Source organism: Viridibacillus arvi (assembly GCF_001274945.1).
In the GTDB taxonomy this organism is placed as follows: domain Bacteria; phylum Bacillota; class Bacilli; order Bacillales_A; family Planococcaceae; genus Viridibacillus; species Viridibacillus arvi.
Genome location: NZ_LILB01000008.1, coordinates 380,479 through 391,356 on the forward strand (window position 1 = coordinate 380,479; position 10,878 = coordinate 391,356).

Below are 10,878 nucleotides of genomic sequence, written 5' to 3' on the forward strand. Positions count from 1 at the left end.
TCGTCTCCTTAACGTATAAGTTCTTTTTCGTGTGGCAAGATAGTATCCGGGAAAATCTCAGTTGGATATTTTCCAGTAAAACATGCTAAGCATAGACCACGCTCTGGACCTTCGTGTTGACGAGCAATAGATTCTACCATGCCTTCAACAGATAAAAATGTTACCGTATCAGCACCAATTGCATCACGGATCTCTTCAACACTATGACTAGAAGCGATAAGTTCTTCTGATGAAGATGTATCAATACCGTAGTAGCATGGGTCTGTCATTGGTGGAGAACTGATAACAACATGTACTTCTGCTGCTCCAGCTTCCTTCAACATTTTCACTATACGTCTTGAAGTTGTACCACGAACAATTGAATCATCTACCATTACAACACGTTTTCCTTGAACAACTTGACGTACTGGAGATAATTTCATTTTCACACCACGTTCACGTAACTCTTGTGTAGGTTGAATGAAGGTACGACCAACATAACGGTTTTTAATCAGGCCTAATTCGTAAGGAATCCCACTTTCTTCTGCAAAACCAATTGCTGCGGAAATACTTGAATCTGGAACACCCGTTACAACATCTGCCTCAATATGAGCACATTCTTTAGCAAGTGTTTTACCCATACGTTTACGTGCCATATGCACGTTTATGCCACCAATTTCTGAATCTGGTCGCGCTAAATATACATATTCCATTGCGCACATTGCACGTTTATCTGGTTCTACAAAACGGTCGCTTTTCACACCTGAATCATTTATGACAATTAATTCTCCTGGTTCTACTGAACGGACGAATTCTGCGCCAATTAAATCGAACGCACAAGTTTCAGAAGCAACAACCCAGCTGTCACCTAACTTACCAAGCGCTAAAGGACGTAAACCGTGCTGATCTCGAGCCACGATTAAACCTTCTTCAGATAACATCAAGATTGAAAATGCACCTTTTAACAAAGTAAGCGCATTTTTCACTTTTGAAAGAAATGTCGGATGCGTACTTTTTTTAATTAAGTGAGCAAGTACTTCTGTATCAGAAGTTGAGTTAAAAATGCTACCTTGACGTTCTAAATGTTGCTTTAAGTGATTTGCATTAACTAAATTACCATTGTGCGCAATTGATAAACTGCCTGTTGATGAGCGGAACAGCAGCGGCTGAACATTTTCAATTCCGCCGCCTCCTGCTGTTGTATAACGTGCATGAGCTATTGCTGCTTGTCCTTTTAAGCCTTCTAATTTACCTTCACTAAATACATCATTTACAAGTCCTTCACCTTTTACAGCGCGAAATTGCTTGCCATCTTTGACAACAATCCCCGCACCTTCTTGACCACGATGTTGTAATGCATGTAAACCATAATAACTAAGCTGCGCTGGGTTTTCATTACCCCAAATCCCAAACACGCCACATTCTTCATTTAAGCCTCTGAGTTCACCAAACATGGTATTGCCCCTTTCCAAGCATCTTGGAATTCTGCTACTGGACCTTCGATTAATGTAGAACCGTCTTCACCGCGAACACTCAATTTGGCATCTGCTGAAACAACACCAATTTTACGAGCATCTTTTACAGCTACTTCAAATGCTTGAGCATTTTCAGCTTTAACTGTTACTAAGAAACGTGATTGTGATTCACTAAATAAAGCAGTTACTGCCGAACCTTCTAAGATGATTTCTGCTCCGAATTTTGTACCAAATGTTTTTTCTGCTAATGCAACAGCTACTCCGCCCTCAGCAACATCATGTGCAGATGCTACTAAACCTTGTTGGATAGCTTTTAATAACGCGTCTTGACGTGCTGCTTCTACAGTTAAATCGATTTCTGGTGCTAGACCGAAAATACGACCATCATTTTGCATTTTTTGAAGTTCAGATCCACCAAATTCAGTTTTTGTATCGCCGATTAAGTAGATATAGTCTCCAGCCTCTTTAACTTGTTGTGTTGTAACATGAGCTAAGTCTTCTACTAAACCAACCATACCGATTGTTGGTGTTGGATAAACAGCCACTCCACTACGCTCATTGTAAAGAGAAACATTACCACCGATTACTGGTGATTCTAGTGCTAAACAAGCCTCTGAAATACCATCAGCTGATTTTTCGATTTGCCAGAAGATTTCTGGTTTTTCTGGATTACCAAAGTTCAAACAGTCTGTAATTGCAAGTGGCTTACCACCAGAACAAACGATATTACGTGCTGCTTCTGCTACCGCAATTTTCCCGCCAACTTCTGGATCTAAGTAAATGTATCGAGAGTTACAGTCAGTCGTCATTGCAAGACCTTTGTTCGTACCACGTACACGTACTACTGCTGCATCAGATCCTGGTGCTACAACTGTTGATGTACGTACTTGATAGTCATACTGGTCATAAACCCACTCTTTAGAAGCAATTGTAGATTGTTTTAATAGTGAGATTAAAGTTTCTTTATAGTCAGCAACTGTAGGCTCTACGTTTTCCATTGCTTGGAATTCATTGTAGTAAGCTGGTACTGCAGATGGTTTGTTATAAACAGGTGCTTCTTCTGCAAGAGCATCTGCAGGAACATTTGCTACAACTTCTCCTTTATGTATAAGGCGTAGCATTTTATCGTCAGTTACATGACCGATTGTTACAGCATCTAAACCATACTTCTCGAATAGAGTAACGATTTCAGCTTCATGTCCTTTTTTCACAACGATTAACATACGCTCTTGAGATTCTGAAAGCATCATTTCATAAGCTGTCATACCTGTTTCACGTTGAGGTACTAGATCTAAGTTCATCTCAATACCGTAACCTGCTTTAGAAGCCATTTCGGCAGATGATGAAGTTAAGCCTGCAGCACCCATATCTTGAATTCCAACTAGTGAATCAAATTTCACTAATTCTAGGCAAGCTTCAAGAAGTAATTTCTCCATGAATGGATCGCCAACTTGTACAGCTGGGCGTTTTTCCTCTGATGACTCACTTAATTCCTCAGAAGCGAATGTAGCACCGTGAATACCATCACGACCTGTTTTAGCACCAACGTACATTACTGGGTTCCCCACACCTGAAGCAATACCTTTTTGAATGTCTTTATGATCGATTAAACCAACACACATAGCATTTACTAGTGGATTACCTTCGTAACAATCATCAAATTGAATTTCGCCACCAACTGTTGGAATACCGATACAGTTACCGTAGCCTGCAATTCCAGCTACTACTTCTTCAAACAAATATTTTACGCGTGGAGTTTTCAACTCACCAAAGCGTAGAGAGTTTAACATGGCAATTGGGCGTGCACCCATTGAGAATACATCGCGGATAATACCGCCGACACCTGTTGCTGCACCTTGATAAGGTTCAATTGCAGACGGGTGATTGTGTGATTCCATTTTGAACACAACGGCTTGGTCATCGCCGATATCGACGATTCCTGCACCTTCACCAGGGCCTTGTAATACTCGAGGTCCTGTAGTTGGGAATTTACGTAGCACCGGTTTTGAGTTTTTATATGAGCAGTGCTCTGACCACATTACTGAAAAGAGACCTGTTTCAGTCCAATTCGGTAGACGTCCTAGAATACTTTCAACTAGCGCAAATTCTTCATCGGACAAGCCCATTTGTGCATAGAGTTTTTGCTCTTTAATTTGCTCTTGTGTTGGTTCAAGCTTGATTGACATGTGATTCCCTCCACTGTTTGACGATTGATTTAAATACTGCAAGTCCATCCGCGCCACCGATTAATTCGTTCACAGCGCGCTCTGGGTGAGGCATCATACCAAGTACATTACCGCGTTCATTGACAATTCCTGCAATATCTTCTAAACTACCATTCGGATTTTCGCTAGAATAAGTGAAAACAATTTGGTTATTGTCCTTTAATGATTGCAAAGTATCTTCATCACAGTAATAATTTCCTTCACCATGTGCGATAGGTACTTTAATAATTTCATCTTTTGCATATTGATTTGTAAATTGTGTATTATTATTAACTACTTTTAAGTCAACAGTACGACACATGAATTTCAAATTTTTATTGCGTAGAAGGGCACCCGGAAGTAGTCCTGCCTCAGTTAAAATTTGGAATCCATTACAAACGCCAAGGATTGGCTTACCTGCTTCAGCAGCTTTTACTACTTCAGTCATAACGTTTGAAGAGCGAGCAATTGCACCACAACGTAGGTAATCTCCGTAAGAGAATCCACCTGGTAATAAGATACCGTCATAGCTACTTAAATCTTTTGTATCGTGCCATACATATTCTGCTTCTTCACCAAGTTCGTCTTTAATTGCGTGATACATATCTAAATCACAGTTCGATCCTGGGAAAACGAGTACTGCGAACTTCATAGTTAGTTAGCCTCCTCGACTTCAAAACGGTAGTCTTCTATAACAGTATTTGTAAGTAGTTTTTCGCACATTTCTTTTACTACTACATTTAAATCACGATCAGATGGTTCGATTTGTAATTCTAAGTATTTACCAATACGAACGTCTGCAACTTCTTTGTAGCCCATTGTGTGTAATGAGCCTTTCACTGCAGAACCTTGTGGATCTAATACACTTTCACGTAATGTTACATAAACTTTTACCTTTTTCATTTTGATAGTCCTCCTAGGCGAGCTAATATGATTTTATAAACATCTGTTAAATTACCAAGATCTCGACGAAAAACGTCTTTATCAAGCTTTTGATTTGTTTCTATGTCCCAAAGACGGCAAGTATCTGGTGAAACTTCATCTGCTAATAGCACTTGCCCACTAGCATCACGACCAAACTCTAGTTTGAAGTCTACTAGAGTTACGCCGATTTCTTGGAATAATGGACGGAGAACTTCATTCACCTTTAAGCCATTGTCGTAAAGAGCTTGTACTTCTTCTGGTGTAGCAATATTCAATATTTCAATATGCTCTGTTGTGATGAGTGGATCTCCAAGATCATCGTTTTTGTAATAAAATTCAACGATTGGACGACGAAGAGGCGTACCCTCTTCGTATCCAAGTCGTTTTGCAAGGCTACCTGCTGCAATATTGCGGACAACCAATTCAATTGGAATAATGTCTACTTTTTTTACAAGCTGTTCGTTTTCTGAAATTTGTTCAACAAAGTGAGATTCGATACCCGCTGACTTTAATTTATCGAAAATTAAAGTTGTAATTTTATTATTTAAAATACCTTTACCTGCGATTTCCTCTTTTTTCTCACCATTGAATGCTGTAGCACTATCTTTGTACTCAACAAACAGAATATTTTCTTCTGCTGTCGAGTACAATCTTTTAGCTTTTCCTTCATACAAAAGTTGACCTTTTTCCACTGTTAATTCCCCCGGTTTAGTTTAATCCTAGACGTTCAAAAATTGTATCTACATGTTGTAGGTGATAATTGTAATCAAAACAATCATCTAACTCTTCTTTTGATAAATGAGCAGTGATTTTCTCACTAGCATCAATTAGTCCACGGAACTGCACTTGTTCATCCCAAGCTTTAGCAGTTAGGGGCTGTACTGTATCGTACGCTTCTTCACGTGCAAGGCCTTTGTCGATCAAAGCAAGTAATACACGTTGTGAATAGATAAGGCCAAATGTGCGACCCATATTGCGTTTCATATTGTCAGGGAATACCGTTAAGTTTTTCACAATGTTTGCAAAACGATTTAACATATAGTTTAGAGTAATTGTACCGTCTGGTAAGATTACACGCTCTGCTGATGAATGTGAGATATCACGTTCATGCCATAGTGACACGTTTTCATAAGCTGTCATCATATAACCGCGAAGTAAACGAGCCATACCAACCATATTCTCAGAACCGATTGGATTACGTTTGTGAGGCATTGCAGAAGAGCCTTTTTGACCTTTTGCAAAGAATTCCTCAACTTCACGTGTTTCTGATTTTTGTAAACCACGAATTTCAGTTGCGAATTTCTCAATTGAAGATCCGATTAAAGCTAAAGTTGCCATGTATTGTGCGTGACGGTCACGTTGTAACGTTTGTGTAGAAATAGGAGCTGCTTGAAGGCCTAATTTTTCGCAAACGTATTTTTCAACAAATGGATCAATATTAGCATAAGTACCAACCGCTCCAGAAATTTTACCTGTTTCGATTACTTGAGCTGATGCTTCAAAGCGTTCTAAATTGCGTTTCATTTCTTCTAACCATAATGCGAGTTTTAAACCAAATGTAGTTGGTTCAGCATGAACACCGTGTGTACGGCCCATCATAACTGTGTATTTATGTTCTTTTGCCTTATTCTCTAAAATTTCGATAAAGTTTTTGATATCTTTACGTAAAATTTCATTAGCTTGTTTGATTAAATAAGAAAGAGCAGTATCTACAACATCCGTAGAAGTTAAACCGTAATGTACCCATTTACGTTCTTCCCCTAGAGTTTCAGAAACTGCACGTGTAAATGCAACTACATCATGTCGAGTTTCTTTTTCAATTTCTAAAATACGGTCAATATCAAAACTTGCACCCTCACGGATTTTCATAACATCCTCTTTCGGGATATCACCAAGTTCTGCCCAAGCCTCACATGATAAGATTTCAACTTCCAACCAAGCTTGATATTTGTTTTCTTCTGTCCAAATTGCGCCCATTTCGGGACGAGTATAGCGTTCTATCATAAATTTCTCCTTCTATTCCGACCAAATGTGGGAATCATTAATTTCTGTTAACTTTTTTTCAATGTCGTTTGTCATGATTGTAACGTGGCCCATTTTACGATTATGTTTTGCTTCGTGCTTACCATATAAATGAATAGACCAGTCAGAGTATTTTGAAATAGAATTACTCAGTGGTACGACATGTTGTCCAAGGACATTAACCATAATCGAAGGTGACCATAATTGTGGTTCACGTAATGGCCAACCACATACAGCACGAATATGCTGATGGAATTGCGAAATGTTGCAGGCCTCAATCGAATAGTGTCCTGAGTTGTGTGGACGTGGTGCTAACTCATTAATAATAACTTGTCCATTCTCTAAAACAAAGAGTTCTACAGCTAGTGTACCCACTAATTTGAGATGATTCGCAATTTTTTCTGCTTCTTCAGTAGCTCGTATAGCAGTTTCTTCTGTAATACGTGCCGGTACAATCGTTTCGTGTAAAATGTGATTCACATGAATATTTTCTCCAATAGGAAGGCAATACGTTTCTCCTTGAACATTACGTTGTACGATGACAGAAATTTCTTTCTCGAATGGTACGAATGCTTCAGCTACACAAGCAGAATATTCAAATAAAGATTTCGCTAAAGGCAGATCATTTTCCGATTTTAGTGTCTGTTGGCCTTTCCCATCATAACCACCTCTTGCAGTTTTTACGACGCAAGGATAACCAACAATTTCGATTTTACTCTGAAGCTCCTCGAAGCTTTCAGCATTTATGTATGTTGCGACTGGACACCCAGCCTCATTTATTGCAGCTTTTTCAAGAATACGGTTCTGGGTAATACGTACAAGTTCAGCACCTTGAGGTACATAAGCAATTTCAGATAATCTTTTCAAACCTGCATAATCAATGTTTTCAAATTCGAACGTAATAACGTCACTTACTTCTGCAAGCTCTTCTAATGCCGCTTCGTCGTTATATGGGGCAACGATACGAATATCTGCAACTTGACCGCATGGTGAATCCATTGTTGGCTCAAGAACAGCGATTTTAAAACCAGCTTCCTTTGCTGCCATTGCCATCATACGACCAAGTTGACCGCCACCGATTATACCAATAGTTTGACCAGGATAAATTTTCGTCACTCTAACTCACCTGAACTTTCTAGAGCTTTCATTTTCATTGCTTGGCGTCGTGCTTCTATTTTTTCTGTAATTTCAGAATCTGTTGTAGATAGAATTTGTGCTGCTAGTAATCCTGCGTTTGTCGCACCAGCTTTACCAATAGCTACAGTCGCTACAGGAACACCACCAGGCATTTGCACGATAGATAATAAAGAATCAAGCCCATTTAATGCTTTTGATTGAACAGGAACACCAATGACCGGTAGAGTTGTTTTTGCAGCTACCATACCTGGTAAATGCGCTGCACCACCTGCTCCAGCAATAATGACATGAAGGCCTCTTGTGCGAGCTTCCTGTGCATATTCAAACATCAAATCTGGTGTTCTATGTGCAGAAACCACTTTTTTTTCATATGGAATCTGTAATTCATCTAATACATCACACGCATGTTTCATTGTTTCCCAATCACTTGAACTTCCCATGATCACGCCAATTTTTGAACTCATACATTCCGCTCCTTTAAACAAATAAAAGTCCCCAAATAAATACTTCACACAACCATGCGTGAAAGCAATTTACTTGAGGACATAACAAAAGAGTTTGGCTTAGAAACATTAGCTGTACGCAATTGTGTCACACCTTTCACTCTCATTCCAAAAGTTGCTTTCCCGCATAGTCCGACATTTACGGTGTCGGGTAGAGACACTAAGGCCAATTCCTTAGCATATATGGGGATTCGATGTTTTCCTTCTCACATTTTAACAATTGAACGAGTACAAGTCAACGTAAAAATACGAACGATAAATTTTAGTCATTAAGTATTGTTCGTATTTCGATTCATTTTCTAGTTAATCTTCACATAACATACCTTTAAATCGTATTATTTGACGAACTGGAACAGGATTTCCTTCTTTCATTTCAAAAAGAGGTTCCTCCTTTCGTGAAATCGGCATATAACCAGCCTCTTTCATGCGCTGCAAACACGCATCAATCGTTTCGTTTTCTTCCACCTCGAACCATACTTGCTTTTTACTCATACTTTCACTTCCTTAAATAACATTATCCTTATTATAGCTTGCTTTCTTCATTTCTTACTCGAAATCTTTAAGAATTTATGATATCTTTTCTATTTAAATCAATGAAAAAGGGACGTCCTACAAAAGTCGTTTTATCGACTCTTTGGACAACCCTTTTACTTAACTTTATTTATTTTCGATAGCTACAGGCTTTTTAGCAACGCCAGTCTTGATCGCAGCTTCACTAACAGCCTTCGCAACTATAGGTGCAACACGTTCATCTAAAGCATCTGGAATAATCGTACCTTGTGCTAAGTCATTTTCATCAATTAAAGAAGCAATTGCAAAAACAGCAGCCAATTTCATTTCCTCATTAATCTCTGAAGCATGAACATTCAATGCACCACGGAAAATCCCAGGAAATGCTAACATATTATTTACCTGATTAGGATAATCCGAACGTCCTGTTGCGAAAATACGCACACCCCATCGCATAGCATTTTCATAAGATACCTCTGGATTTGGATTTGCTAGTGCAAAAATAATAGGATCATGATTCATACTCTGTATCATTTCTTCATTCAAAATATTTGCAACAGATACTCCGATAAAAATATCTGCACCAATAAGTGCTTCGCTTAATAATCCTTTTCGTCCTTCGCTATTCGTCACTTTAGCAAGTTCATGTTTTACCGAATTCATCCCATTTTCGCGACCTTCATAGATAATACCCGTTGAATCACAGATTATTATATGTTCATAGCCAATTTGTTTTAATATTTTCAAGATAGCTACACCCGCAGCTCCAGCACCATTTATAACAATACGCACAGTGCTCTTATCCTTATTAATAACCTTCAAGGCATTGCTTAGACCAGCACCAACTACAATCGCTGTACCATGCTGATCATCATGAAATACAGGTATAGAACATTCTTTACGTAGCTTCTCTTCTATTTCAAAACATCTAGGAGCTGCTATATCTTCTAAATTAATGCCTCCAAATGTTGGGCTTATTCCTTTTACAATTCGTACTATTTCATCTACATCTGTAGTATCTAAACAAATAGGTACAGCATCGATGTTAGCCATCTTTTTAAAAAGAATTGCCTTACCTTCCATAACAGGTAAGGCAGCTTCAGGACCGATATTACCTAACCCTAAAACAGCGGTACCATCTGTCACAACAGCCACTAAATTCCCTTTTGCAGTATAATCGTAAACTGCATTTGGATCATTCGCTATCTCCATACAAGGTGCAGCAACTCCTGGAGAATAAGCTAAGCTTAAATCATCTATAGTATTAATTTCCACTTTGGAAATCACTTCTATCTTACCTCTATTTTTTTTATGCATTGCTAACGCATTATTTTTTAATTCACTCATGCTTTTCCCCCGATTCATTTTTTAACACAAAATAGAAAATATCATACATAACTAAGGATATTTTTCGTTTTTCATTTTCTATATTAACACAAAACAAAAAAATTCATGCATAACTTAGGTTATTTATAAATTTCTATTTAAACGTTATAAGAATATATGATAATTCATTCTGAAAATTCCGTCAATTTATTATGTATTTTTCCTAATGACTATTTATTAATGTACTAATGTGGAAATTATTTAAGTAAAATATCACGAATAATTGTCGCTACTTGATTATTAAACGCTGAACATTATCAACTAACTACCTAAAGAATACATATTTAACACCAATATATTAGATTATATATAACTATTATTTATAAAATTGTAATAAATAATAATCAACCTGTTGAACAAGTGATTTTGGTTTCTCTATCTTTGCTTACAAACATCTAAAGGATCGTCTCAATTAACAGTAAACTATTTTTTCATAATCTGTTTTATTGATAGCTGCATTCTTATTGGGCTTACTCTCTCGCAAGCAATCTATCATTTCTTGATTTCTTATATACTTTGCAGTTGTTTTTTCATACAATCCAACGGCACCGGCATATATCCTTTAAAATTTTATATGTTCTATTTTTAATCAGTTATAGCCTTTGGTTTTAAAAGAATAAATAAAAAAGACACAACCGATAAAATCAGTTGTGCCTTAGTATGCCTAGCAACGTCCTACTCTCACAGGGGGAGACCCCCAACTACCATCGGCGCTAAAGAGCTTAACTTCCGTGTTCG

Annotated in this window: 10 protein-coding genes and 1 riboswitch; all 10 genes read right to left on the minus strand. The window is 37.9% G+C overall.

Annotated features, from left to right (window positions below; translation table 11 throughout):
- Positions 1–8: 8 nt before the first annotated feature.
- The gene (gene purF / locus AMD00_RS20685; protein WP_053418890.1) at positions 9–1,433 is read right to left on the minus strand and encodes an amidophosphoribosyltransferase; all 1,425 of its coding nucleotides are present in this window, start codon (positions 1,431–1,433) and stop codon (positions 9–11) included.
- Positions 1,409–3,640 carry a phosphoribosylformylglycinamidine synthase subunit PurL gene (gene purL / locus AMD00_RS20690; protein WP_053418891.1) on the minus strand — a complete coding sequence of 744 codons (2,232 nt, stop codon included), beginning with the start codon at positions 3,638–3,640 and terminating at the stop codon, positions 1,409–1,411. The genes purF and purL overlap by 25 nt, the downstream gene beginning before the upstream one ends.
- A complete protein-coding gene (purQ, locus tag AMD00_RS20695) occupies positions 3,624–4,310 on the minus strand; it encodes a phosphoribosylformylglycinamidine synthase subunit PurQ (RefSeq protein ID WP_053418892.1) in 687 nt (228 codons plus the stop codon). Before purQ ends, purL begins: the two co-directional genes overlap by 17 nt.
- A gap of 2 nt (positions 4,311–4,312) precedes the next feature.
- Positions 4,313–4,561 carry a phosphoribosylformylglycinamidine synthase subunit PurS gene (purS, locus tag AMD00_RS20700; RefSeq protein WP_038178699.1) on the minus strand — a complete coding sequence of 83 codons (249 nt, stop codon included), beginning with the start codon at positions 4,559–4,561 and terminating at the stop codon, positions 4,313–4,315.
- Positions 4,558–5,274, minus strand: a complete 717-nt coding sequence (purC, locus tag AMD00_RS20705) for a phosphoribosylaminoimidazolesuccinocarboxamide synthase (protein ID WP_053418893.1) — start codon at positions 5,272–5,274, stop codon at positions 4,558–4,560. Before purC ends, purS begins: the two co-directional genes overlap by 4 nt.
- 16 nt (positions 5,275–5,290) lie before the next feature.
- Positions 5,291–6,586 carry an adenylosuccinate lyase gene (gene purB / locus AMD00_RS20710; protein ID WP_053418894.1) on the minus strand — a complete coding sequence of 432 codons (1,296 nt, stop codon included), beginning with the start codon at positions 6,584–6,586 and terminating at the stop codon, positions 5,291–5,293.
- Between the two features lie 12 nt (positions 6,587–6,598).
- Positions 6,599–7,720 carry a 5-(carboxyamino)imidazole ribonucleotide synthase gene (gene purK / locus AMD00_RS20715; protein ID WP_053418895.1) on the minus strand — a complete coding sequence of 374 codons (1,122 nt, stop codon included), beginning with the start codon at positions 7,718–7,720 and terminating at the stop codon, positions 6,599–6,601.
- The gene (gene purE / locus AMD00_RS20720; RefSeq protein ID WP_038178707.1) at positions 7,717–8,205 is read right to left on the minus strand and encodes a 5-(carboxyamino)imidazole ribonucleotide mutase; all 489 of its coding nucleotides are present in this window, start codon (positions 8,203–8,205) and stop codon (positions 7,717–7,719) included. Before purE ends, purK begins: the two co-directional genes overlap by 4 nt.
- 147 nt (positions 8,206–8,352) lie before the next feature.
- Positions 8,353–8,451, minus strand: a riboswitch (purine riboswitch).
- 96 nt (positions 8,452–8,547) lie between these two features.
- Positions 8,548–8,736 (minus strand): NETI motif-containing protein, encoded by a 189-nt coding sequence (locus AMD00_RS20725; RefSeq protein WP_053418896.1) that lies wholly within the window; start codon positions 8,734–8,736, stop codon positions 8,548–8,550.
- A gap of 165 nt (positions 8,737–8,901) precedes the next feature.
- A complete protein-coding gene (locus AMD00_RS20730; RefSeq protein ID WP_053418897.1) occupies positions 8,902–10,101 on the minus strand; it encodes an NAD(P)-dependent malic enzyme in 1,200 nt (399 codons plus the stop codon).
- Positions 10,102–10,878 lie beyond the last annotated feature (777 nt).

Bases quoted from the DNA above. Each gene is read 5' to 3' on its own strand.
- purE (WP_038178707.1), bottom strand. From the start codon at position 8,205: ATGAGTTCAAAAATTGGCGTGATCATGGGAAGTTCAAGTGATTGGGAA.
- purQ (WP_053418892.1), bottom strand. From the start codon at position 4,310: ATGAAGTTCGCAGTACTCGTTTTCCCAGGATCGAACTGTGATTTAGAT.
- AMD00_RS20725 (WP_053418896.1), bottom strand. From the start codon at position 8,736: ATGAGTAAAAAGCAAGTATGGTTCGAGGTGGAAGAAAACGAAACGATT.
- AMD00_RS20730 (WP_053418897.1), bottom strand. From the start codon at position 10,101: ATGAGTGAATTAAAAAATAATGCGTTAGCAATGCATAAAAAAAATAGA.
- purB (WP_053418894.1), bottom strand. From the start codon at position 6,586: ATGATAGAACGCTATACTCGTCCCGAAATGGGCGCAATTTGGACAGAA.
- purF (WP_053418890.1), bottom strand. From the start codon at position 1,433: ATGTTTGGTGAACTCAGAGGCTTAAATGAAGAATGTGGCGTGTTTGGG.
- purS (WP_038178699.1), bottom strand. From the start codon at position 4,561: ATGAAAAAGGTAAAAGTTTATGTAACATTACGTGAAAGTGTATTAGAT.
- purL (WP_053418891.1), bottom strand. From the start codon at position 3,640: ATGTCAATCAAGCTTGAACCAACACAAGAGCAAATTAAAGAGCAAAAA.